18 protein-coding genes and 1 pseudogene are annotated in these 24,268 nt (G+C 65.5%); 5 read left to right on the forward strand and 14 right to left on the reverse strand.

Annotation, left to right across the window (positions count from 1 at the left end; genetic code table 11):
- Nucleotides 1-428 precede the first annotated feature (428 nt).
- Nucleotides 429-2,369 (forward strand): hypothetical protein, encoded by a 1,941-nt coding sequence (locus ACFQU3_RS11375; protein WP_385909787.1) that lies wholly within the window; start codon nucleotides 429-431, stop codon nucleotides 2,367-2,369.
- A gap of 388 nt (nucleotides 2,370-2,757) precedes the next feature.
- On the opposite strand, the gene ACFQU3_RS11380 is transcribed toward ACFQU3_RS11375, so the two are convergent.
- The 6 genes from ACFQU3_RS11380 to ACFQU3_RS11405 all read right to left on the reverse strand — a co-directional run bounded on the left by ACFQU3_RS11380 (nucleotide 2,758) and on the right by ACFQU3_RS11405 (nucleotide 9,246).
- Nucleotides 2,758-3,042: a hypothetical protein gene (locus tag ACFQU3_RS11380; protein WP_385909789.1), complete on the reverse strand. Its 285-nt coding sequence runs from the start codon at nucleotides 3,040-3,042 to the stop codon at nucleotides 2,758-2,760.
- A 41-nt stretch (nucleotides 3,043-3,083) separates the two neighbouring features.
- Complete coding sequence (locus ACFQU3_RS11385; RefSeq protein ID WP_385909791.1) at nucleotides 3,084-3,938, reverse strand: hypothetical protein; 855 nt, start codon at nucleotides 3,936-3,938, stop codon at nucleotides 3,084-3,086.
- The gene (locus ACFQU3_RS11390; RefSeq protein ID WP_385909793.1) at nucleotides 3,931-5,022 is read right to left on the reverse strand and encodes a hypothetical protein; all 1,092 of its coding nucleotides are present in this window, start codon (nucleotides 5,020-5,022) and stop codon (nucleotides 3,931-3,933) included. Before ACFQU3_RS11390 ends, ACFQU3_RS11385 begins: the two co-directional genes overlap by 8 nt.
- 2 nt (nucleotides 5,023-5,024) lie before the next feature.
- On the reverse strand, nucleotides 5,025-7,076 hold the full coding sequence (locus ACFQU3_RS11395; RefSeq protein ID WP_385909795.1) for a Z1 domain-containing protein: 2,052 nt from the start codon (nucleotides 7,074-7,076) through the stop codon (nucleotides 5,025-5,027).
- Nucleotides 7,077-7,201: 125 nt separating this feature from the next.
- Nucleotides 7,202-8,587, reverse strand: a complete 1,386-nt coding sequence (dcm, locus tag ACFQU3_RS11400; protein WP_385909797.1) for a DNA (cytosine-5-)-methyltransferase — start codon at nucleotides 8,585-8,587, stop codon at nucleotides 7,202-7,204.
- A gap of 251 nt (nucleotides 8,588-8,838) precedes the next feature.
- Nucleotides 8,839-9,246, reverse strand: coding sequence for a very short patch repair endonuclease (locus tag ACFQU3_RS11405; protein WP_385909799.1), 408 nt, complete (start codon nucleotides 9,244-9,246; stop codon nucleotides 8,839-8,841).
- Between the two features lie 71 nt (nucleotides 9,247-9,317).
- On the opposite strand from ACFQU3_RS11405, the pseudogene ACFQU3_RS11410 reads away from it, so the two are divergent.
- Nucleotides 9,318-9,955: pseudogene (locus ACFQU3_RS11410) on the forward strand (IS3 family transposase); the annotation flags it as partial.
- 77 nt (nucleotides 9,956-10,032) lie between these two features.
- On the opposite strand, the gene ACFQU3_RS11415 reads toward ACFQU3_RS11410, so the two are convergent.
- The 4 genes from ACFQU3_RS11415 to ACFQU3_RS11430 form a co-directional block, all read right to left on the reverse strand.
- A complete protein-coding gene (locus ACFQU3_RS11415; RefSeq protein WP_385909801.1) occupies nucleotides 10,033-10,206 on the reverse strand; it encodes a hypothetical protein in 174 nt (57 codons plus the stop codon).
- Between the two features lie 599 nt (nucleotides 10,207-10,805).
- Complete coding sequence (locus ACFQU3_RS11420; RefSeq protein ID WP_385909803.1) at nucleotides 10,806-11,015, reverse strand: KTSC domain-containing protein; 210 nt, start codon at nucleotides 11,013-11,015, stop codon at nucleotides 10,806-10,808.
- Nucleotides 11,016-12,833, reverse strand: coding sequence for an ATP-binding protein (locus tag ACFQU3_RS11425; RefSeq protein WP_385909805.1), 1,818 nt, complete (start codon nucleotides 12,831-12,833; stop codon nucleotides 11,016-11,018). It abuts the gene before it with no gap.
- Between the two features lie 50 nt (nucleotides 12,834-12,883).
- Nucleotides 12,884-14,035: an SIR2 family protein gene (locus ACFQU3_RS11430; protein WP_385909807.1), complete on the reverse strand. Its 1,152-nt coding sequence runs from the start codon at nucleotides 14,033-14,035 to the stop codon at nucleotides 12,884-12,886.
- A 1,237-nt stretch (nucleotides 14,036-15,272) separates the two neighbouring features.
- Here ACFQU3_RS11430 and ACFQU3_RS11435 point away from each other — a divergent pair.
- Complete coding sequence (locus tag ACFQU3_RS11435; protein WP_385909809.1) at nucleotides 15,273-16,784, forward strand: hypothetical protein; 1,512 nt, start codon at nucleotides 15,273-15,275, stop codon at nucleotides 16,782-16,784.
- Between the two features lie 161 nt (nucleotides 16,785-16,945).
- Here the strand turns inward: ACFQU3_RS11435 and ACFQU3_RS11440 are convergent, their stop codons facing one another.
- From ACFQU3_RS11440 to ACFQU3_RS11455, 4 genes are read right to left on the reverse strand one after another with little or no spacing between them, the layout of a single operon-like run.
- Nucleotides 16,946-17,941 carry a family 43 glycosylhydrolase gene (locus ACFQU3_RS11440; RefSeq protein ID WP_385909811.1) on the reverse strand — a complete coding sequence of 332 codons (996 nt, stop codon included), beginning with the start codon at nucleotides 17,939-17,941 and terminating at the stop codon, nucleotides 16,946-16,948.
- A 6-nt stretch (nucleotides 17,942-17,947) separates the two neighbouring features.
- Nucleotides 17,948-18,898: a carbohydrate ABC transporter permease gene (locus ACFQU3_RS11445; protein WP_385909813.1), complete on the reverse strand. Its 951-nt coding sequence runs from the start codon at nucleotides 18,896-18,898 to the stop codon at nucleotides 17,948-17,950.
- Nucleotides 18,898-19,833: a carbohydrate ABC transporter permease gene (locus ACFQU3_RS11450; protein ID WP_385909815.1), complete on the reverse strand. Its 936-nt coding sequence runs from the start codon at nucleotides 19,831-19,833 to the stop codon at nucleotides 18,898-18,900. Before ACFQU3_RS11450 ends, ACFQU3_RS11445 begins: the two co-directional genes overlap by 1 nt.
- 9 nt (nucleotides 19,834-19,842) lie before the next feature.
- Nucleotides 19,843-21,144, reverse strand: a complete 1,302-nt coding sequence (locus ACFQU3_RS11455) for an ABC transporter substrate-binding protein (protein WP_385909817.1) — start codon at nucleotides 21,142-21,144, stop codon at nucleotides 19,843-19,845.
- Between the two features lie 218 nt (nucleotides 21,145-21,362).
- Between ACFQU3_RS11455 and ACFQU3_RS11460 the strand changes: the two genes are divergently transcribed.
- The gene (locus ACFQU3_RS11460) at nucleotides 21,363-22,388 is read left to right on the forward strand and encodes a LacI family DNA-binding transcriptional regulator (protein WP_385909819.1); all 1,026 of its coding nucleotides are present in this window, start codon (nucleotides 21,363-21,365) and stop codon (nucleotides 22,386-22,388) included.
- A gap of 137 nt (nucleotides 22,389-22,525) precedes the next feature.
- Nucleotides 22,526-24,220, forward strand: coding sequence for a DUF222 domain-containing protein (locus ACFQU3_RS11465; RefSeq protein ID WP_385909821.1), 1,695 nt, complete (start codon nucleotides 22,526-22,528; stop codon nucleotides 24,218-24,220).
- Nucleotides 24,221-24,268: the final 48 nt, after the last annotated feature.

Below are 24,268 nucleotides of genomic sequence, written 5' to 3' on the forward strand. Positions count from 1 at the left end.
CTTCCCGACGAACCACGACGTCACCAGCGTGTACGAGGGCAATGACGTCTTGGGGAGGGTGCGCGTATGGCGATTGGGACGAGAGGCGCAGAACCGCCGGTGAGCGTCGTGAGCGGATCGCCGGGCCCCTAGCCAGGAACTCGACCCTTCGAATCCAACGATTGCGGCCCACAGGCTCGATGTGCTGATGCAGAGACAGCACGACCGATGTTGCATCTGGCGACATCGGCGGGCTGGCATCCGCGGCGATTTCAAGTCGGGCGCGCTGTATAGCTCCACCCCGAGCGCCCGTGGCGTTCCGCCGCCACCCCATCAGCGAGTCGGTCGAGGAGATCACTGCGCGACGTCCGGGGTCGCTCGTCCGGGGAAAGTGTCGTGTCGGATCCTAGATGGGCCACCGTGTGGCGACTGCGTGGCAGCATTGGTCTGTGACAAACGACGCTGCTGACGAGATCGACGCCCCGGCGCAGGCAGCGCCCGCCGTCGACGAGATGGATGAAATCGACGAAGCGCTGCCTGGCCGCAGCATCCGCCAATTCGAGCCCAGGCCACGACCCGCAGCCCAGAAAAAGTTGGCGGCCGCTCTGAGCGACTTAGGATTCTCGGAGGCCGCTGCCTATGCGATCGTCCGCGCGGTCGAGTCCCCTGAGCAGCTCCTGTCGCAGTTGAAAGCGCCGGCCGAATTCGGAGTTCACGGCGGCACAATCCGTTACGTGACAACGCGCGTGCTTAATGGCACGGCTTTGCCAATTCCCACTAATCCACGGGTATCCGCCCGGGTCCGCTATCCGGCTGGCGTAGCGGCAGGGGGTGGGGGTATGGAGCCACTGTTAGTCGAGGCAGATCCAGGTAATCGAGTGGGCCTGCTGATAAAGGCTCGATCCCCTGAGAGTCTCAAAAATGACATGCGGGAGGCAGCGGAGTACATCGCAAACCACAACGACCTTCGCCCCTCCGTTCAGTCACAGGGGGTGCTACTTCCGCTGACCGTAGTGCCGGTAGCCTTCACCTTCGATGAAGACCCTGACGAGCGGAGCATTCTGGCAACAATCGATGGGTCCTCTCGGCTGACTGCCGCGATGGGGATCTGGCACATGTCACCGCAGGAGGTGCTCTTCCAGCTTACTGACGACAGCAGGTTGCAGGCGCGGCGGTCGGAAGTGTCGAAGCTTCTTGAGAAGGATGAGCGGGCCCTCACCGCAACAGAGTTGGCTCAACTCCGAACTCAATCGCTCCCAGCCAACCTAATTGTTGGCTGGGAAGGCGAGGAGGCGGGACTTACCTTTCCTCATCTTGTTGATGCCTACCTCGGACTCATTCACGTTGAACCGCCGACTCCATGGGGAGACGCCGCCGGGGGAGACAAGCGAGCAGACTCTGTCCTTGATGAACTCGAGCGGCTGGGCCGCATCGACACGACGAGGAAGCGGTATCTGGCAGGGCTCTTGTCTCCTGAAGACGCTGCGGCTGCTGGGTTCGATGGCTCCCTGGACGGGCGTGCAGCGGAAATTTTTTTCGATCTGTGCAGGCGCGCCAACGCCAATGCTGTCAACAGGGCGCTACGCCGGATTGGCATGCATCAGCCAACCCCGTTCAACCGGCTCGAGGTTGCGACAGAACTGGCCGTCAGGCCGTACCGGTACGGGGCTAATGAAAATGTGCGCCGCAACCCGCGGCAGGCGCTCCCAACAGCGATGCAGAGATTCCGGCCCGTTGAGCGATGGTCAGCGACGCGGGCGGAGATCGAAGAGTTAAGGGATGCCGCACTTGAGGAGGCTGAAGTCGGCGCCTTCGGCAATGCATGCGCTGAACTTGCAGTGCGAGGCGCGTTCTGGCTAACCCGTTATTCAGCATTGCAGAGGTCGAGCCGAACAGATACCCGGTTTGCGGACGAGCTCCTTGAGGACGTTGCCACACAAGTACACGGGATCCATTTGCTCTATCAAGCGGTCGTCGACGGACGGTCCGGGACGCATCCTCGCCAGGTGCGAGAGGACGGCAGCGTTGTGTCTACCGTTTCTGGGAGCCAGCCGGCAATTACTGACCAATGGTTGCGGGAATCCTTTCCAAGAACCGCCGAGGAGGAGCGCGTGGGTGGCGGCGAGGATACCGAGTGGACGCCGCGGGACGTCCTGAGGCACCGGATCTACGGCGTCAGAGCAGACGCTGAGTCGCTCGCCAACAAGTTGGCTTCCTTGCGTGAGATCACCGAGACTGGAGAGAGCGATGGCCAGGTGGTTGTCGATGTGGACGGCATCCCCAAGGACATAGCCGATGAGATGTCAGACAATCTTGACAAGGCGCGCACCCGCGTTCTCGTCTTACGTGATGTATGGATGCGGCGCAGTGACGGGCTTGAATTGAATTGAAGCCAGAAACCCGGCTAGCCCTAGAAGAAATAGCGGGAACGCGTCTGGCTGGCCACATCATCGGGCCAGTCGAAATCGGTGTTGACGCCTATCCCCTGGGCATCCGAGGCGTCTACGTGGTCTATGACATGCACGGCAGATGTGCGTACGTCGGCAAGGTGAGTTCTGACTATGACTCCAACCGGTTGGCCAGGCGCTTGGCCGAACATCTCCGGGATCCCATGAAGCGGGAGATCTTCTCTTGGCTCTACGTGGTGCCGCTAAAGTCAAGTACGCCAAACGGGCTCGTTGAACGGATCGAGGGTTGGGTGTCACTTCATCTACGGCCATATCACGGCTTGCGGTCGCCTAAAACGCGCCGCTGAGGGTCCCGCCTGTGTCCGATCGGTTAGCGGGATTGAACAAAGAACCGGACGGCCACGAGGACTGCCAGAAGGCCGGCCTTGGTTACCGTCGCACCGCGTGACTCGAAGTCCGGGTGCCACTCCGCGCCGCTCGCCAGGACGATGCCGCGGGCAAGTTCGGGCTTGCCGAGTTTGGAGTTGAGCCCCAGGCCCAGCCGGTCGTTAACGAGCTCGAAGATGCTGCGAGGCTCGGTGGATCCCGTCGACATGGGCGGGCACGGCACGCCAAGCAGGTCCGCGATGGCCTGAACGATCTCGGTCTTGCCCATCGGCCGCTCAGCGTCTTGGAATCCGCCCGGGAAGGGTGAAGTCATCTTTTGTCTCTCAGTTCTGTGAGAACGCCATCTGCCCAAGCGAAGACCTGGCCTAATGCGGGCGCCGATTCCGCGGCGCCGACGAGGGAAGCCAGACGGATCCGGTCGAGGACCACAGTGCGGGCTGCCAGGGCGCGCCACTCCTCGCCAGCCGCCACAACATCCGGGATAGCCAGGGCAGTCGATGGGTCGACGTCCAACGCCAGCCACCCGGACCACACGCGAGTGTCGACGTCCGCAGCCTTGTGCGCGTAGTCCTTCTCCAGCGTGCACTGCACTAGCAGCACCGGGAAGCCGGATCGCCCATCCGGAAAGGGGCGCCACGCGACGACGTCTACACCACCGTCCTTGTTGTATGGCGGTCTGTACGCAGTCCCTATGCGCACGTTCATGCGGTCGGCCAACCATCGGACTGCGTCCGGGAACTCCGGCGGACGGCCGTCTTCCGAGGGCCAGGCGAACCGAATCGCATGGGTGTCGGCTCCATACAGCTGCCGCAAGGCTTGCGCCGTTATGCGCTCAAGGTGAGCGGCCGCGACCCCGATTTCGAGCGTCCGCCGAGCAGGCGACTCCGAGCTCATAAGGAGTAGGGCTGACCACGGCATCTTTATCGCGTACTGAGTAGATGCCGCGCCGTTGGCGGCACGGAACGGGTACGCGCCTCCCAGGACTGCTGAGCGCCGAGACATAGTTGTGAGACCGAGCGCAACGTCGGCTGGTCGGTAGCCGTGCGCCTTCCCGGACTCGTTCAGTGCATCGACACCAATGGCCCTATCAAGCACCAGGCATTCGATCTCGATCCAGTCGGCTACGCGGTTCGCCCGCTTCGTCGGGGCGTGCGTCTCAGTCACGAGAGAGCGCGGCTAGTAGGGCGTCTGCCGCCGCCCGCACCTCGTCCACCGCATCGTTGACCTCGGCTTCACCCACGAAGTCGTCGATGTCCTCGAGGGCGGCAGACAGAGAGTTTTTGCCTGTGCGGAGTCGGAGCATGAGTCGCTGGCGAGGGTTGGCGTCCGCGTCCTTGACCTTCTGCACGGCGGCCTCGAGAGTGACACGCTCACGCAATGCGTGTAGGCCGATCTTCGACGCGACTACGTTGCCGAGCTTGCTGATATCGCGGGACTCGCCGATGACGGGCTCGACGTCGGCATCCCCGTACAGCCAGGTCACGAGCTCTTTGAGCTCGGACGCGCGTTCGGCCGGGATGGGCGCCTCCCCGGGGACCGCCTTTGAACCCAACGGTGCGTCGATGTGATCGCGCAGCTTGGGGGTGCTCATCGCCACTGTCAGGAGCGAGAACGCCTCCTCCATCGGGCCGGTCTCGATGCCCATCTCGCGCGCCTGGGTGGCGATGGCCTGGTCGCGATACAGGTTGCCAACCTTGGTGCGGTCGACCCCGATCATCTCCGCGACCTCGGCGAAGGTCATGTGGTCTTCGTCGACTAGCCGCGCGATGTATCGAGCCTGTGCGTACGGCTGCCACTGAAGGATTCCCGAGATGTGTCGGAAGCCAATAATGGGCGTAGCGGCGGCGCGATCCGGAAGCACCACCACGGGGACCTGGTCTTCGTAGCTCATATTGGCCTGAGCAGCGAGTGGTTCCCATGGCGAGGGGTTCGCGAACTGTGTTCGGATCTTGGGGTCGACCAGTCCGAGTAGAGCTGTGAGTCGCCGGTTGCCCTCCACGACGACCCACCGATCCGAGCCGTTCTCGGCAATCACGATAAGCGGCTCGCTACCGAAGAAGCCGTGAGAGGCGATCGACTCAGCAACGGTCAGGGCGTCGAAGCCAAGCTCTAGGTGGACAGCTAGGTCCTCTTGGTCCTCGCCCTGCATGTCGGCGGGCAAGCGAGGATTCTCCGGGTCCAGAAGGAGATCCCGCAAGGGGACCCACCGCTGTTCGCCAATCGAGCGCACGTCTCTCAACTCACTCATATTCACACCTTCCGTACTACCCCACGTCGACCCGCGTGAATGGCGAGAGTGAACAGCTCAGGCAGAAGCCCTGCCTGGCTAGAGGTGACGCGGTGCACCTGCACCACGACCTGCTCTGGATCCTCCACGATGCCGCCAATTGCGCGGTCGCCGGGATACCAAGGCTGCCCCACCTTGCGCACAGGGTCTGAGCCCTGCATGAGGTTGATGAAGCCAAGTTCGGGATCCCATTCGCGCCTACGGGGCCCGCCTTCCGGGTGCTCCATCAGCATCAGCGGCACTGTGTGGCCCTGCTGCGGGAGTCGTTCCAGGAGGTTGAGGAGCTCGTGATGGCGCCAGCCGGGGCTGGTGCCCACGTCCACGCCAGACCATGGGCGCAAGAGCCGCTCTGTGATGTCGGCCAGTGGCAGCCGAAGCGTCGGATGGCTGAGTCGCCCGTAAGACTCTCGGGGCGCGCTCAAAAGCCCGAGGTTGACCACGAGCTTCTCGTTGTCCGTGCGGACCTCCACGTCCAGCGATGGGCGGCGCAGCTGGTGCCAGCTTGGGCGCTCGTTGAACTGCGTTAGCGCAGTGAGGACGTTTTGGCGCGAAGGCTTGGTCCCTTGCGGCAGCAGTAATCCAACCTCGCGTGCCCACGTGGAGACGTCATGACCATCGGCGAGCCAGTCCCGCAGGTTGGCGCGTAGGTCATACTCGGTGTCGACCGTCTCGCGCAGGACCTTGAGCGTCCTGGGCGTGGCGAAGAACTGGCAGTACGGCAGCAGGTCCGAGCGGTACCCGAAGGCGCGGGCCCGCTGTTCCAATGTGTCAATCTGGTCGCTCGCCGGACGGTTCATGTATGTGACCGTGAGGCCCTCGACGGTGAACCCGCGGTCCAGCTTGTTGCCTCCGACGAGGACGTGCACCGGGGCAACCCGCCAGTCCACGTTGTTGACGTCGCTGGCCGAGTTCACCAGCCAAAGCGTCGTCTCTCCCAGCACGAGCCGGACCTTGTCCAGGAAAGCGGCGTCGTCGAGCTCTGGGGCGCCGAGCGATGTAATTCGCAGGCGTTCGGTAGCGACGTCGGGCGGCAGCTCGCGAACGTCAGTCGCGGTCTCCGCGACTTCAGCCCAGCGACGGACAAGACGCTGTAGGAGGAAGTGGTAGCGGGCCTGGACGTCGTTGCGCTGTGTGCTGTGGACGAGCATGGACACGGGCGTCGCCGCCGGGTCTCGGCCAAGTAGTAGGGCCGTTCCGGCAACGAAGCTCCCGAACGCCTCGACGAGCGACTTGGGCAGCTGAGTGGGTAGAGACTTGGGGCGTTGCTCGTCCAGTGTGGGGATGGGTCTGACGACGACGTGGGCATAGTCGACGAAGAACTCGCGTCCACCGGTGTAACCCTCTCCCGGCTGCAGCAGTTCGATGAAGTCAGGCCGCAGGTGATCGTCGGGCTCGAGCAGCAGAGGGGCGTACGGAGTTGCGGTGAACTGGACGTAGAGGTGGCGGGCCGCGGCGTTTCGGAGCTGGGTCAGTGCCGCATACGTCCGGCTCTCCTGACCCCGGTTGACCTCGGTGTTCAGGCTCGCCTGGTCGGCCTCGTCGTCGACGATGAGCACCGGAAGATCTGTGACGTCCGCGTGGACGAGCACGCTGGCCACCGAGTCGATGCGCCCCGCGTGCTTCAGCACTGGAATCAGGACTGTCCGACCGCGAGCTAGCCAGTTCGCCATCTCCTTCGCCTTCGTTGCGCCGGCGGGGTTGACCATGCTGACCCAGCGGTAGTCCTGACGCTGGTCTATCCCTAGCGCGCTGAGCAGCCGTGACTGGTTCTGCTCGAGGAGGAGGTTGGTTGACCCGAGCAACGCCACGATGACTCGGTAGCCGGAGTCGGCTGCAGCAGCGATCAGAGCCGTTATGGCTGTGGTCTTGCCCGACTGCACATATCCCAGCGCGAGCCCCGTTGCCCCGCTGCGGGCCGCGACGGTTGGGCCATGGGCAAGGATGGAGTCGACGACCGTCCAGAGCGCCTCTCGTGTGACCACGGGCAGACCGCGGCTCGCAAACGAGGCGTCCATGAGCTCACGCTCGGTCGCCATCAACACACACCCCCGAAGTCTTCACAGCCACAAGGGACCGTACCAACCTGCCACGACATGGCGGGTGGCTTCCGTCGCAAACGCGCCGCAGGCAGACACCGTTCCTACCCGGCCAGCGAGCCCTCAACTTGCGAGCGGTTCGCGATCTCCGCCAGATGTGCCTCCGGCGAGACGGCATCGCCGGTCGGGTTCAAAGGTGCGGCCAGGACGGACCTCACCAGACGTCTGGGCAGGTCGTTCGCGTTCTGCTCAACGTGGCTGCGGAAGACGTGCCATGCGGCCCCCACCGAGACACCGTTTCCCACTTGCTTGTACGAGGCCTGGTCACGCTGCCCGGCAAAGGAGAAGGACCGCTGGAGCCCCTGAAGGCGTGCGGCCTCATGGGGAGTGAGCCTGCGATGCCGGCTGCCAACGACAGATGTCTGGGTGATTGCCACGAGCGCTGGCAGGTAGGTGGGCGCCTTCGCACGGATCCCGGAAGGGCGGAAATGCATGACCGTGTCCCACAGAGACGCTGTGTCCTGTGCCTGCCACTCCAGCTTGCGACGAGACTCGGGGAACCGCGCGAACGATGGGTTCGCCTTCCGCCAATCCTTGATGACGTCGCGGTGGTCGTCGTAGAAGCGGGCGTTCTTGATGAGGAAGTTCGCCTTCCACTTCGGCAGCGCGTCCAGCTCCATGGGGTCCAGACCACGCTCTGGAATCCAGGCGTCGGCCCAGAGTGGGAAGCCGGGGAGGCGAACTCCTCGAGCTGACCACATGCGCTGCACCAGGTCATCCCAGACGTTGATCCACTCTGTCTCATCGGCCGTCAGCGTGTACCTGACGAGGTCCGGGATCTCCGAGTCCTTGTCGAGGATCCATTCGACGTCCCAGTCGTGCACGTTCCAACCCTCGACAGGTGCGCGAAGCACTGTCGGAGGGACATCTACTTCGGCCATCGCCCGTGTCGGTCCCACGTACGTTCCCAAAATGAAGACGCGGTCCCGGACCTGCGGTGTTCCGCCCAGGGACGGCGGCAGGAAATGTGGCGAGAAGACAGACGGGGTCGAGGAAACCCGGTAGCCAATCTCACGGAGCGTCTGGACGATGACGTGCCACTCATGACGGTGACGAGGTCCGGTTAGGTTGCGGACGTTCTCCAGCAGGACCACGGCCGGGGTGCGCTCCTCAAGGACACGGGCGATGTTCCAGAAGAGCGTGCCGCGTACCTCGTCCATGCCTCGCTGGAAGCCGGACTTGGAGAATGGCTGACACGGGAACCCTGCAGCGAGGACGTCGTGAGGCGGCACGTTGACGGGCGCGTCCTCGTACGTGTCCAGGGTGATGTCAGTGTTGATCTGCGGACGTAGCGCCTCCGGGATCGGATCCACCCAGTTCCGGATGTAGGTCTGGCGCGCCTCACGGTCTATCTCAGAGACGTAGAGGCAACGCCCCCCGGCGTGGTCGAGCATGGCGTGGAAGCCGCCGATGCCGGCGAAGAGATCCACGTATGTGAATGGCGCGAATCCCTTTGGCATAGCAGGAAGCTTAGCCCCGATTTCGCTCCGGTCAAGCTCCCGCGCGGACGATCCTGGCACGCGTCGACGGGCGATACTCATTAACGGCAGACCTCCGGGTCGGCGCACCCTCGGGCCGCCCCGACGTGCTGGTGTGGAAACTTGTGTCAGTGATCCCATCACCGGGCGCCGACAGTGCCGGGGCTGTTGAAGGAGCCTGAAGGCCGAGCACCAGAGTGGTGTCAACCCAGAATTGTGGCGGCCAGGGCCCTCGCATCCTCGTGCACCTGACACTCCCAAACTCGGACCACGCGCCAGCCTCGCTCTTCGGCAACGCGAGTCGAGCGACGGTCGCGCTCGGCGTTGCGCTGCATCTTCTCAACCCACAAGGAGGCATTGGGCCCAGTCCAGGCTGTCTTCCGGCCATGCCTCGGGCACCCATGCCAGAAGCAGCCGTCGACGAAAACGGCGACGCGGCGGCGAGGCAGTACGAAGTCGGGCGTGCAACCCTTGGCGATCTGCAGATGCAACCTGAAGCGCCCCCCAGCCGCGTGCACAGCCCTGCGCAACTCGACCTCGGGCGCAGTGTTGGTCTTGCTGCGCTTGGACAAGTGTCTGCCCTTCGACGTGCTGACCCAAGTCTCACCCACAGACTCAACTTAGACCCCGCCGAATGAACCGCCCCGGGATGTCGGGAGGCTCTGTGGCCGAGCGGGCAAGGGACCTGGTCGGGCGCGACTTCAACCCCGCCGCCCCGGACCGGCTCTGGGTCGCGGACATGACCCATGTGTCGGCGTGGAGCGGGTGGGTGTACGTGGCGTTCGTCATCACGCGTTCGCGCGTCGGATCGTGGGCTGGCGGACCGGTAGGTCGATGAGCACCCAGCTGGTCCTGGACGCGCTCGAGCAGGCCGTGTGGGGCAGAAAAAACCGTGCCGGATCGAGCATGGAGTCGGTCGTGGCGCATACCGATCGGGGCTAGCAGTACACCTCGATCCGGTACATCGAGCGCCTCACCGAGGCTGGCATCCCGGCGGCCTCGGTGAGCACCACCGGTGACTCCTATGACAATGCCCTCGCCGAGACGATCAACGGCTTGTACAAGACCGAGCTGATCAAGCGCCGAGGCACGTGGCGCACCGCCGACCACGTCGAGTACGCGACCGCCGTGTGGGTCGACTGGTTCGACCACCGCTGCCTCTACGAGTACTGCGGTGACGTCCCGCCCGCCGAGCTCGAGGCCGCCTACTACGCTCAAACAGCGCCCAGCAGGAGCTGGAGCTCTCAAACCAGTAAGCCTCCGGACTCACCGGGCGGTTCAACCAGACGCATGCGGCTGTTGCTGCCTTGGTGGTGGTGAGGACGAGGTGGTCGTCGTCCCACCGGGCGTCGAGGCCGAAAGGCCCAAGCGCCGACTCGGCCGAGGCCCCCAAGCCTTCAGTGGTACCGGTCACCTTCCCTCCACACTTCCGGGCCCAGGCAGTTGAGCACGAGCACCTGTCGGCCGCCGTACGCGAGGGTGATCTTCCCGACCGACACGCCGTCGATCGCATTCACGAACGCAAGGAACTTCGTCTCATCGGTCTCACGGTCGCGGATGAACTCGCCCACCCCGAGCCAGTCGTGCGTCACCAGCTGCTTGCCCTTTGACGAAGACCTTGTTTGTCCTCGAGGAGGATCGCGGTGAGATGTCGGTCGCGAGCTCGCGGCCGTTCGAGTCGCGCATCCTCAGCGACCGCTCGGCGATCAGCGTCGGAAGTTGCCGATGTTGGGTCACGGTGACGCTGACGAGGAGGTGCTTCCCTGGGCCTTCTCAGGGGTGCTCGTCATCGACAGTCTTGACGCTCTCTGGGTCACAATGCGACTTCGGACCTCGTGACGCACCCTCCCACCGTCACCCAAGAGCACGCTTCATTCCGCCCAAGTATGAGCACCTACCTCGCCAGCACGGGTGCCCAGCCTCCCGTTTCGAGGCATCGCCCTCGCCACGAGGAACGCGATCGGACGTCCAGCCCCGATCTGCCCGCGCCGTGCCTCGATCAAGACGTCGGGCCGCGGTGTTACTAGGGCCATTCACAGAGATGGAGCAATGCGGGTCAGCAATGTGACGCCTGGCGCTGGCCTCTGTCGTGCGCGCTAACGAGGGACTGTGCGCACGCTGCAGTCCATGTATCTCGCAGGATCGCCTGACGGAAGGCACCTGCCGAGCGTCACTGCCTGACGTAGCGGTAGTGCGGCTTCACCTGCGCGTTAACAAAGGTGCCTACACTGTCGGACCGGGTGAGTTCTTCGAAGCACCAGGCGGGCACGTCTAGGTACTGGTAGATGCCTCCATTTGCAAACTCGACCTCAAGAACTTGAGACGCGCCGTCGTACCCGATCGACACCACACTCGATGATGAGACTGCTTGGCGCTCCACCTATTGAACCCCCTCCGTGCTGGTTCTCCGCCACGCAGAGGCAACGCGATCAAAGTCACTTGTACCGCGGGGCGCGTTCCATCCGCGAACTGCGTTAACGCTCACAGCCACCGGGTCGGCGCTATCTGGGCGCTCACTCTCGGGAATGTTCATAACCACTCGAGTCGGCAGTTTGATGGCTTCGCCCGTGATCACTGCCTCTCCGGTTCGGAGCACGGGGACAGCGTCGAAGAGGCCGGACATGTGATCGGGCAGGGAGGCACGGACAAGGTTTCGATCACCGGAGTTGGTCAGCCGAAGAACCACGAAAGTGCCAACCTGACTGAGGATTGTCGGGCGAATCTCACTCGGACGTTGGCTCACGAGCAGAAGACCAACACCATACTTCCGGCCCTCCTTCACCATTCGTTCGACGATGGTTCCGGCGCTCCCTCCGTCCTGCCCGACGTAGCGATGGGCTTCCTCAAGAACGACCAGAAGCGGCCGCGCCCTTCCGCCATCTGGGAGATCCCTAGACCAGATAAGAGCATCGTAGAGAACCCTGAGGAGCGCCCCGGCAACTGCTTGCAGGACGGAACTCGGAACGTTTGACAGGTCTGCAACAACGATGGCTTTGTCATTGCCTAGCCAAGTCTGCAGAAAGGTCCCGAGATCAGCCGACACGTTTCCTGCCAGGTCAGGCGCCCAAGGTCCGGGGTCGAAGAGGAAGGCGTATCGAGGGTCGCGTAGAAGACCAGCCAACCGCTCCAGCTGCCGCCGCAGGTTTAACGGTGAGGCACTTAGGTAAACCTTCGGAGCGCTGCTCGAAATGGGAACGTACACAGGTGCGACGACCCCTTGAGCGTCGCCCCGAAACTCATGTCCGGACTCAGTTGCGTACGCTCGGGTCGACTCGGACTGCGCCTGTTGCTGCGCCGTATGAGTTGCCCAGACCTGCTCGTGAAAGTCGAGCCACAGGCGCCTGATGCTGAACGGAATCGGCGTGTCGACCGTGACCTGGTCTGGCTTCAACTCAAGCTCGGGGTGACGATCGACGTAAGACCGCCGTTCCCCAACGATCCATGCTTGAACGGCGGCCGAACTCGCATCATCCAGACTTCCAAAGGCCACTTCAACAAGTTCTTCGAAGGTGAGCGCCCAAAACGGGATATGCAGCGCCTGTGAATCGCCACCCTCTCGGCTTGGCGACTCTTCCGGAGCACTGGTGACGTTGCCGACCGCGGATGCCCGGAACACACTGGCGCTCGCTCCGAGTCCGCCACCGTACTCGCCGTGCACGTCTATGACGAGAACGCGGGATGAGGGGAACCGATTCGTGTCGGCGATCCTGTGCAGAATTCCGGAAACGGTACTAGATTTTCCTGATCCTGTACTGCCCACAACCGCAGCGTGACGGGAGACCAATGCGTTCAGATCGATAGTTGCTGGGAGGTGCGGGGCATTTGCGACGTGGCCGATCCGAACCTGTCCAGGCGAGGCCTCCACTCCAAAGAGCCTCGCCATATCGCCGGCCGTGACCAGGTGAACGGGATCTCCGATCGCGGGGTATCGGGAGACACCTCGTTCGATCGGCCCGCTTCGGGGCCCCTCGGCGAGCAGTTCCAAATGCATCCAAGCCTGTCCCGGAGACGCCCATGCCAGGTCTGAGTTGGTGCTGTCGCTGTCAGAGGCTTGTGCTGACCCCACCTGCACTACAACCGCGAAGAGATCAGTAAGACCAAGAGGGATCCGTACGAGCGCGCCGACCTGACCAACGTGATAGGCGTGCCCCCGTGAGAACGTGAGACCCGGAATTGCCTCCTCGGTCAGCCAAGCCATGACTCGGTCACCTCGCACATCTTGAACCAGGCCGATGCGTTCCGGTTCGATCACGACTGCGCTCCCGTGGGGCCAGACGTTTCTGGGCTCTCGTCTGGCTGGCGGTAGCCCGCAACCTCGGTGAGGAGGGCACCAAGACGTGCGAAGTCACCGAGATCACAGGTGGCAGGCGCACCGTCTTGCGTGTCTCCCCCTCGCCACGTGCCTTGCTGGAGACCCACAACCCCTTGATCTCCCGCCAGCAGCGAGAGGTTCGGCGTTCGTTGGGCCATTTGCACAGCTTCTGAATACTGCTCGAGCGGGCCGTACAGAAGGGCTTGTACGGCTGCGGTCGGGTTTGCCCGTAGCGCTTGCTCGACTACTTCGTTGATGTGTTCATCGCGATACGAGAATCCACAACTTACAAGAACTGAGCTCGGCTGCCGGAGGAAGGCGCGGAGGCGGTCGAGCAGCGCCAAGTAAGGGAGTCGTCTACTCTCGGCGTACTTGAGGTGGCTGGGGTAGATAAGGGTTCCCTCGGACTCCTCTGGCTCAGGATGGCGAATGACTTGGCCAGATCGGGCTATCTGCCAATTGATCGAACCATGGAGCTTCCACAGGCGCACCCAACGCGTGGGTAGCGCGTCTTCCTCGATTGCCTGCAGGTCGAAGGCGGGTCTGTGACTCCCAACGAAGCCGTCGAAAAAGGGAACTCCCTCGGCCTCAAAGGCCTGCTCGAGCAGTAGATCGTAGTTGGTGGTGAACACCTCGACCGGCGCATAGCGTTTCGCGGCCCTGGCCCATACACCGACAGCGTTGTATGGCGTGTGCACTTCGGGAAGTCTCACACCCAACGTCCGGCGCACATACGCGCATACTGCCAAGTCCGCCTTCTTGAGTTGTGCTTTTGTGAAGCCGCGGATCGGCTCACTCCCGGGAACTGCTGCGAGAGTGCGCAGGTAGTCGAGAAGATTCTCAAGGTTTGGCTCAGCAATGCCACCCTGAACGAGGTGATTACTGGCGGAACTCACAACTTCTTCGTCGTCGCCCTCGAGCCCCTCAGTGACTGCTTTAGTCAGACCGGCCATGTCGTGAATGATGGGTTGGTCGCCCACCCGAACCGCCATTGGCGCGCCTGCGCCAATGAGCAGACCGAGAGGGCGACGGTCCTGCTGCAGCGCCGCCCGGAGGTACTGGAGTTGCTGGTCAAGCTCGTGTTCCAAGTTGGGCCCCTGGGTTGTCCCTGGCGAGCCATGATGTCGCCTAGATCGCGGTCACCGTATCCGACGGCGACGGCGCTGCGCAGTGTGTCTATGTCGCATCGGCGAGTCGCGGGAGTCTCAGTGAAGCACACACGGAAGAGCGCCGGCTGGGTGTGGCGCGCCCCAGAGTGGTCCATCCCTCGCGGGCCCCTTCCTCGCAGCGTGCACATCACTGGGCGGGGCGCCATGAGCGGAGAGGCTTGCCAAGGAACCCCTCCATGCTCTCGGCACGCTTCGGGTAGTTCCACGCTCTTGTCTACAGTCAGGAGCGAGGCTGGGACCGCGCGTTCCGAGCCCGCCTAACACACGTGCGTCCTTTCGCCGCGTCACGGCGCCCACCAGGGGCGCCATCGATCCATGCCGAGGCATCCGCCGGCAGAACCCTCAGGAACTCATTCTCCTGCTCGAGCAGCTTGAACCGCCTGTTCCCCCCGCGGCGCATCGGCGTTAGCGCCGGTCCGCGCTGAGTTCGTCGAGCCAGCGGAGCCGGCCGACTTCCGCTCATCGAACGTCAGCGACCGCTTTAGGCACGACGGCGAGATGCGGAAGTCCTTCGCTACCTGCGCGATGGAGGCATCAGAGTTCTTGTAGACCGGATCACGTCCTCGGAAACTCCCTGGGAAACGCCTGCCGGCATGGTACACATCCTTCCAGCGCCGACAGACAATCGACGCAAGATCAGATGTCACCTATCCGTGCAGCAGACCCGAACACCGATCTGCAAGGTGACCCAGCCTTTGCCGGTGAACAGACCGCGCGCGTAGAGCAACTGAACGTTGTCGTGCTTCCTAAGCATCCGTCTGGACTCCCCTGTCAGTCGTCGCTCCAACCGCTACGGGAAGATACGGCGCGAAGCCATTGCCGCACTGCCTAAACGGCACATATCGCGCCCGAGAAGGCGGGTGTCCGGTCGACGGGGCACCGGGCGATGACCCAGATCGCTGGGCCAGTTCCGGCTTCCGCTCCCTCAGAACCTGACGCGGCCAGACCGGGTCTGAGTGCGCGCGCCTGACGGATCTGTCGAAAGTCTCCCGTGCGAGGCCCGACTCTGCGAACCTGTGCTGGTCGAAGCGCGCCGATCAAGACGCTGGCCTGGCGCAGCCGACACCAGGAACACAGGGACGCCGAGCCCGGCTCCACCTACTCGCTGGCCGTGACCGGGCAGAAGACGATAGTGGGCAAAGGGACGGGAGGGACCGTGACCCACCGGCTCTGGTTGCGCAACGGCACCTACCGCGCCGCCGTAACCACCACGGACGCTGTCGGCAACACCACCCGCGTGATCGGGAACCTCACGGTCGCCAACCGCGCTGCGGCCCTGACCGTGACCCAGACCAGTGCTTCTTTCCACAGCCCCGTCGAGTACCGGCTCGTCGGCACTCCTCGAAGCCGCGGCAGCCTTACCCTGCCCGGCCAGAGCCCGCAGGCATTCACGATCGACGACACCGGCGTCACCACTGTCAGCCTCCCGCTGGCAGACGGCACCTACCGGAACGCGTCCGCGACCTTGACCGACTTCGCGGGACGCACCGCGCACACCGCGATCCCCGCCGTAGTCGTGGACACGACCGGCCCGGCCCTGTCGTTCTCTGCCGACACGGCACGCGCGCCGTACGGGGCACTGCTTCTCGCACTCACAGCCGAGGATGCCGCGCGGGTCACCATCACCGCCGCCCGACAAGGAAACGACCTCGACCACGCCGTCGGTCCCATCACGGACACCCTCGTCGGCAACGGGGCGGCGCAGACCTGGACCCGGGCCCTCGAGACGGGTACGTACCTGGTGACGACCACGGCCGTCGACATCGCCGGTAACCAGTCCCGGCAGACCCGCACGGTCGCCGTCTCCAAGCCGGCCACAGCTGGCGAGATCGCAGCGGGCCTGGGCATCCTGCTTGCCCTGCTGGGTATGCTCGCGGCGCTCGTCATCCTCCTGTGGCGCAAGCAGCATTGGCTCGCCGCGATGGGTGACCGTCGACGCGCCGCAGCGGCCGAGCGCGCACACCGGGCAGCGGTTGCAGCCGCCCAGGCCGAGTACACCTCTGCGCGCGCCACGCATGACCAGGCGATGGCGCGGTTCCACGACGCACACCGCCGCTGGACGTCACGCGCGTCGCAGCTGTCTGGTCTGGTCCCCTGGGCAGCCGCACCCCCGCTGGCCCACGCCGGCGACACCCACGGGCTGCGGCTTCGTCCGAACGAGCAGCTTCACGAGGTCCTACCCGCAACTCTCGTCGAGGAGCGCACAAAGCAAGGGCGCCCCAACCGGGTCGCCGTCACTGCCGGGCCGGCGGTCGTGACGAGCGAGCGAGTCGCGTTCCGCGGTTCCCGCAACCGCGACTGGCTTTACGCCGAGCTCGAAGACGTCACCGTCGAGGCAGACGGGACGGTCCTGATGAGTGTCAGCAGCCGCAAGACGGTCTCCGGAATGCGTCTGAGCGGTACACCCTTTGACGTGGAGCGTGGCCAGTTGCTCATCCTCCGCGGCATTCATGCGAGCCAGGGCGACGCGGGCGCGGTCCACCGCGACCTGCTGGACGAGCAGCGCCGTTACACGACCTCTGAGCCCGTCCCGCCGCCACCGCCGCCGTTGCCTGCCATCCTCGATCCGGCTGGCGACACGACCAGCGCCGAGTTCGGAACCCCGGGAGAGGAGAAGATCGTCAAGACCACAGGGTTCGAGCCAGTACCGAGCCACGTTGACCGCTGAGGCGGTGACTTCCTGTCCAAACCGTGGCCGTCGGGACGAAGACTGGGGCCTTATGGATTAGAAGTCGTGCTCGCCGCAGGGTTCGGCGGCGGGCACGACGTCCCAGGCGGTCGGCGGTAACCGCCTTCCGAGGTGGCGGCGGGAAGCCACCACCTCGGGGTTCAGCGGGCGACGCCAGCGATGTCCCGCGCCGGCGTCAGCACGAGAAGATCGCCCTCCCACGACACGGCATACGGGTCGGTGATCTCGCCGACGAACTCGCCGTCGACCTTGTTCACGAACGCGAGGAACTTCGTCTCGCCCGTCTCGCGGTCGCGGATGAACTTGCCCACGTAGAGCTGGTCGTCTGTCAGCTGCTGCGCATCGGCCAGGCCGTACGGCCCGAGCGCCGACTCGGCCGAGGCCACCCACACTCCCGGGGTGATGCCGGTCGCGCGCCGGGCAGCTGTCATCTCCGCGGCCTGGCAGTTGAAGACGAGCACCTGCCGACCGTCGATCTCGACGAGCTGGAACACCTCGAGCTGACCGAAGCCAGCGCCAGGCGAAGACAGCGGCGGCCGCAGCTCCCAGTTCTCCAGGTCAGCCGACCACGAGTGCCCGACGACGCCGCGGTCGAAGGTGTCCGACGGATCGACAGCCGGCCCCACAGCAGACCGCGCCGTGATGAGCATGTGCCATCCGTCCCCGTCAGGGTCGGCGAAGACCCATGGGTCGCGGAACGCCTCGTCGTGCCAGTGCCCGTCCGAGTACCGCTCGTACCACCGCGGGTCCGCAGCGAGCACGGGCCCCGGCGCCTTGTCCCACACGAGAAGGTCAGAGGACACGGCATACCCGATCGTCTGGATGTTCGCCGCCGTCCCCGGCACCGCCGTCGACCCGGTGTAGAACATGAACCAGCGGCCGTCCGGGTGCCGCACGACCGACCCGGTCCACGTCGCGAGCTCGTCGAACGCCGGGGCGTCCGACCGCACGAGCGCGTCCGTGACCCGCTCCCAGTGGACGAGGTCGGAGGACACCGCGTGACCCACGGACGCCCGGTAGTGCCGGGCGTCCGGGTCACGCAGCGCGCGCGAGGCGTAGAGGAAGAACATGTGGTACTCCGACCCGTCGTCGACGAGCCAGAAGTCCCACACCCACGCCTCAGGAAGACGAAACACGACGAGTCAGCCTTTCACGCCACTGCTGGCGATGGAGTTGATGAACGCGCGCTGGAACGCGATGAAGAGGACGAGCACCGGCGCGGTGATGATCGACGCGTACGCCATGATCTGCCCCCACGAGGTGTTGAGCTGCTTGAAGTAGTCGATGCCGACCATGACCGGGCGCAGCTCCTCCGACTGCACTGCCATGAGCGGCCAGAGGTACTGGTTCCACATCGGCAGGAAGGTGAGGATCGCGACGGTCGCGACCGCCGGCCCAGACAGCGGCATCACGATGCTGCGGTAGATCCGGAACCACCCTGCGCCGTCGACCTTCGCCGCCTCGTCCAGCTCCTTCGGGATGCTGTCGAAGTACTGGTAGAAGAGGAAGATCGAGAACGCGTTCGCGATGAACGGGATGATCTGCACCTGGTACGTGTCGAGCCAGCCCTCGGTGAAGCCCTCCGGCCCGAGGAACGGCAGCTTGTTCGACCACCACAGCAACGGCAGCGCCAGCGTCTCGAACGGCACGATGAGCGTCGCGAGGATGATGCCGAGCACGATGCCGCCGCCCTTGAAGCCGATCCGGGCCAGCGCGAACGCCGCCATCGAGTTGACGACGATCCCCAGCACCACGGTCACCACCGTGATGATGACGGAGTTCATCATGAACTGCGCGAAGGGAACTCGCCCGAAGACGCCCGAGTAGTTGTCCAACGAGATGTCGCCGACCGGCAGGAACGCCTTGATGTTGCCGAGGTCCGAGAAGATCTGCAGGTCCGGCTTGAAGCTCGACACGAACATGAAGACCAGCGGCAGCCCGAACACGAGGCACAGGACGATCCGCACGAGGATGCCGAGCCCCCGGCGTATGCCGTGTCGTTCCTCTCCCCCGCGGTGCACTGTGGGGGTGGCTGACTCGGCGACGTGGGCGAGGTGGTCGGCTCCGAGGCCGGGAGTGGTTGCAGTGCTCATCAGGCCACGTCCTTGTCACGGGTGTAGTAGCGCTGGACGAGGGTCACGGCCAGCACGAGGACGAAGAAGGCGAGCGAGATCGCGGACGCGTATCCCGTCTGCTGCTGCTGGAACCCGGTCCGCACCGCCATGAGCACGAGCGTCGACGTCGAGTCGAGCGGTCCGCCCTGGGTCATGATGTTGACCTGGGTGAAGAGCGCGAACGCCGAGATCGTGATCGTGATGAGGATGAAGGTCCGCGTCTGCCGCAGCCCCGGCCACGTGACGAAACGGAACTTCTGCCACGTGCCGGCCCCGTCGAGCTCGGCCGCCTCGTAGAGGTCGCCCGGGATCGTCTGCAACCCGGAGAGCCAGATGACCATGTGGAAGCCCATGGCCTGCCACGCCGACATGAGGATCACCGCCAGCAGCGCTGTCTTCGGGTCGCCGAGCCAGTCCGGCCCGACGATCCCGAACTTGAGGAGCACCTGGTTGATGAGGCCGTTCTTCTGGTACATGAACAGCCACAGCATCGACACGACGACCATCGACGTGACGACCGGCAGGAAGTAGACCGTCCGGAAGAAGTTGACCCCGCGCATCTTCACGTTGACGAGCAGCGCCAGCCCGAGGGCACACGCCGACTGCACGGGCACGATGATCGCCGCGAAGATGATCGTGTTGCGCAGCGACTTCCAGAACGTCTCGTCGTCGAAGAGACGCACGAAGTTCTCCACCCCGACGAACTCCGCCGGCCGAGGCGAGATGAGCCGCGCGTTGGTGAACGCGAGCCCGAACGTCAGACCGATCGGGACGAGAAGGAAGGTGATGAGCAGGACCCCGGCAGGCACCAGCATCAGCAGCGCCGTCGTGGTCGACGAGCGAGAACCCTTGGGGGGCCCACTCTTTCGCGTCGTGACGGCCGAGGCGTCCTCGGCCACGGTGATGGTCGCCATGTCAGTCACTCACTGGAAGTAGCCGTTGGACTTCTGGTTGGCGTCGATGTTCTTGACGGCCTGGTCGAGCGCCTGCTTCGGGTCGGCGCCGTTGAGGATGTCCTGGGCGGTCTTGGCGAACTCCGTCGCGATGAACGGGTAGCCGGGCGTGACCGGGCGCAGCACGGCGAACTTCTTCGCGTACTCGAGGAAGAGCTGGTTCTCCCCGCCCTTCTCGTAGCCCTTGACCTGGTCGGCCGCGGCGTCGGTGGCCGGGATGTTGTTCGTGTCACGGGCGACGCTCGCGACGTACTTGTCCTGCGCCGCGAACTTCATGTAGTCGAGCGCGCCGGCCTGGTCGGAGCAGTTCGTCGAGATGCCCCACTGCCACGAGCCGCCACCGATCTTCGGGCCGTTGCCGAGGTCCGGCGGCGGGAGGAAGAGCGTGTCCTTGCCGAAGGCCTTGCGGGTGTCGACGGCCGTCCACGTGCCGTTGTAGAGGATCGCAGTCTTGCCGTTGATGAAGTCCTTGGCCGGGTCGGCGCCGGACTTGAGCGGCATGAGCCCGTCGGTGACGAGGCCACGGAACCACGTCGCCCACTCGACGGCCTTGGGCCCGTTGAGGACGCCCTCGGCCGACTTGTAGCCGTCACGATTGATGAGGTCGCCGCCGAAGCTCTGGAGGAGGGGCGAGTACGCGTAGGGCCACCACTCGCCGGTGAAGCTCGTCGCGGCGTCGAGCGGGTTCTGGAAGTCGCCGGAGGCCTTGAGCTTCTTCAGTGCCGCGGTGAACTCGTCCTTCGTCCACGGCTGGTCGACCGTCGGGACGCGGATGCCGTACTTGTCGAGGATGGTCTTGCGCGTGACCATGACGAGCGCGACGTCGTAGTAGCCGTAGGAGTACGTCTTGCCGCCGGTCTGGCCGAGCACGGACGGCAGGTACTTCGAGAGGACGTCGTCCATGCCCTCGAGCGGCGCGAGGTAGCCGGCCCAGGCCCAGTTCGGCACGTTGGGGCCGTCGATGTCGAGGATGCAGGGCAGCTTCTTGCTCGCGGCGGCCGCGACGACGGACTGGTTGTACGAGTCCTGCGGGAAGGCCTGGATCTTGACCTTGTACTTGCTCTGGCTGGCGTTGTAGTCGTTGACGATCTTCGTGATCGCCCCGAGCTCGCCCTTGTTGCCGGCGTTGTGGGTCCACATCGTCAGCTCGCCGCCGCCGGCGCCGCCGGAGGTGCTGCTGCCGCCACCCTTGGTACAGGCGGCCATCGAGAGGGGGAGCGCGACGGCGAGGAATCCGACGGCGACGCGCGTGGTCTTTGAGGTGAGCTTCATTGGTTCCTCCGGGGGCTGAAGGTCTGTCTGTGCTAAAACCTTTCAGCGCGAGACACTAGACCCTCACACTCCTGCCGCACAAGGGGTTGCTAAAACCTTTTCACCAGCGCGAATGCCTTGGTCTGCTTCCTACCGTGAGGTACGCTCTCCGCGGATCCCACCAAGGGGCCACACGGCATACGACGTGGCGTGAAGACGTGACGACGAAGGGGGCCGCAGTGAACAAGCGACCGACACTCGCCGACGTCGCCGCACGTGCGGGGATGTCGAAGACGGCCGTCAGCCTCGTGCTCAACGACCGCCCCGGCTCCCGCCTCTCCGCCGACGCCGTCGCCCGCATCCACGAGGCCGCGCGCGAGCTCAACTACCGACCCAACCCCGCCGCCCGGTCGCTGCGCCTCGGCACGACGAAGACCGTGGGTTTCATCTCCGACGAGGTGACCATCACCCGGTTCGCGTCGGCCATGATCCGGGGCCTGCTCGATGCAGCCGACGAGCACGACCACGGCGTGCTCATCGCGGAGACAGGCCACCACCCCAAGCAGCTGGCGAAGGCCCTCGAGTTCATGATCGACCGCCAGGTCGACGGCATCGTCTTCGGATCGATGGCGGCCCGGCTCCTCGACCTGCCACCGCTGCCCGAGGCGATGCGCGTCGTCATGGCCAACAGCGCCAGTACCAGCGCGCGCGCCTCCGTGCTGCCCGCCGAGCGCGAAGCGGGTCGGCGGATGGTCGGACTGCTTCTCGAGCAGGGTCATGCCGGCGGCATCGGTATCATCGGCACCTCCCCCAACGCCCGCACCGACCCGCGTGCATCGGTGACGATCGGCGCGCGCTTCGAGGGCATCAACGAGGCCCTCACGCAGGCGGGCGCCACGCCTGTCGCCGAGGTCGACGTCGGGTCCTGGGAGCCGGGGAACGGCTACGAAGGGACGAAGCGGGCGCTCGACTCCGGCGCGCCGCTGACCGCGCTCCTCTGCCTCAACGACCGCGTCGCGTTCGGCGCCCACCAGGCCCTCACCGAGCGCGGCCTCCGCGTGCCCGACGACGTGTCCATCGCCTCCTTCGACGACGACGAGATCGCGTCGTACATGCGGCCGGCGCTGACGACCGCCCGGCTGCCCTACGAGGAGATGGGTCGCCGGGCGATGGAGCTGCTGCTCGCCGACGACGAGCCGACCGGCGAGCACCTCGTCGAGATGCCCGTCCAGGTGCGCGACTCCATCCGTCCCGCCAAGGGGTGACGGCGCGCGGAGGCGCCCCCCGTCCCGGCGCCCCTCGCGTATGCGGCATGGCGGCGTCCGCTTGAGCGCGCCGGTCGCGCGATCGGGCCTGTGGATAGCTTCAACCGACTGTCGGCGGTCGAACATATATTCGAGTCATGAGCACGGCAGCCGCGACCGCAGCCCCCACGCCGGGGTCGGTCGCGCTCGCGTCGGTGCCCGTCCGTCGGGCCGATGTCACGGAGATGATGAGTCTCGCGGACCTTCCCGGTCTTCCCGCCAGGCTCGCGAGCATGGCCGCCGAGCTGCGGCTGCTCGCCCACAACTACCCGCTGTGGACCATGCCGGCCACCGGCCTCGGCGACGCGATCGAGCAGGCGCAGGCGGTGCGCGAGATGGCGCACAGCCTGACGGCCATGATGGCGGCCGAGGTGGACGGGCGCGGACTCGCCGACGAGGCCGGGCTGTCGCGCAACGACTGGGTTGCCGGCTTCGCGCCCGGGCTCGAGGGCGGTTCAGCGGCCGCCGTGACCGCGGTCGGTTCGGCGATGAACGAGCCGCGGTGGAACGACCTCTCCAGGCTCGTGCGTCGCGGCGCGGTCTCGGTCGACAAGGCTGCGGTCATCGTGCGTTTCCACCGCGACGTGGAGCGAGTGGCCGACCCGGCGCACCTCGCCGCCGTCGTCGATTCCATGGTCGAGGGCGCAGAAGCCTTGGGCGTCAAGGAGCTGCGCCGCCTCGTTGCGCAGGCCCGAGCCAGCCTGAGGCCGCCCGAGCAGGTCGAGGACGGTGACCAGCGCATGCGTGCCGGGAGGTCCCTGACCAAGGTCGGTCGGTGCGCGGGCATGACCGACTACCTGCTGCGCATGGACCCCGAGGGCTCCGCCATCATCGACGCCGCGATCGACCCACTGGCTCGCCCGCGCCCTGATCTCGACTGGAGTCACTACGGGCGGGGCGCGGGCGAGGCTGCTCCGCTCGACTGTGGTGCCGGCGAGGGATCGACTTCCGGCCCGGGTCGCGGGATCGACCCGAGGCCCGCCACTACCCGACGTGCCGACGCCTTGCTCGAGCTGATCGGTCGAGCGGTGTCCTCGCCGGACGGCGTGCCGCGCACGCCACGCACCAAGCTCGTCGTCACGATGTCCCACGAGGCGCTGGTCGGGCTGGTCCAAGGCGCCGGTGTCGCCGACAACGACGAGGTCCTGTCGGCCGCGACCGTGCGCCGCCTGGCCTGCGAGGCCGAGATCATCCCGATGGTGCTCGGTGCCCCGTCCGAGGTGCTCGACCTCGGCATGACGACCCGGTTCTTCACCCCTGCCCAGCGGCTCGCCCTGACGCGGCGGGACGGCGGGTGCAGCTACCCGGGATGCACGGTGCCGCCGCAGTGGTGCGATGCGCACCATGTCGTGCCCTGGAGCCGCGGCGGACCGACCGACGTGTGCAACGGCGCGCTGCTGTGCGGACGGCACCACACGATCGTCCACCAGCTCGACCTGACCGCCACGGTCACGCTGCTCGGTGTCGAGTGGCACGTGCCGCGGTCGCTGCCTGCAGATGTCGCAGCGACCGAGCCTCGATCCTTCGATCGCCGAGCGACCGCAGTGCCGGCCGCCAAGCCGCCCGAGCCTGGGCGCGTGACGGGTCCCGTTCGCGCCAGGTGGTCGGAAGCTGCAGGGGCCGCGGCCTCGCCGCTGACTCGACACGGGGCCGACGTGCGCCACCCCCGGGCGTCCCGACCCCTCGACGAACCGCACCGGCCCACCCTCGCCGATCGCCGCGTCTCGGTAGGGCCGTCGGAGGCAGGCGGGCCGCCGCCGAGGCGCCATTCAGACGCGGGGCCCGGCCCGTGACCAGCGCCCAACAGGGTGGGCCTCATCCAGAAGCGAGCCCAGGCCCCG

Source organism: Terrabacter sp. GCM10028922 (genome assembly GCF_042666095.1).
In the GTDB taxonomy this organism is placed as follows: Bacteria; Actinomycetota; Actinomycetes; order Actinomycetales; family Dermatophilaceae; genus Terrabacter.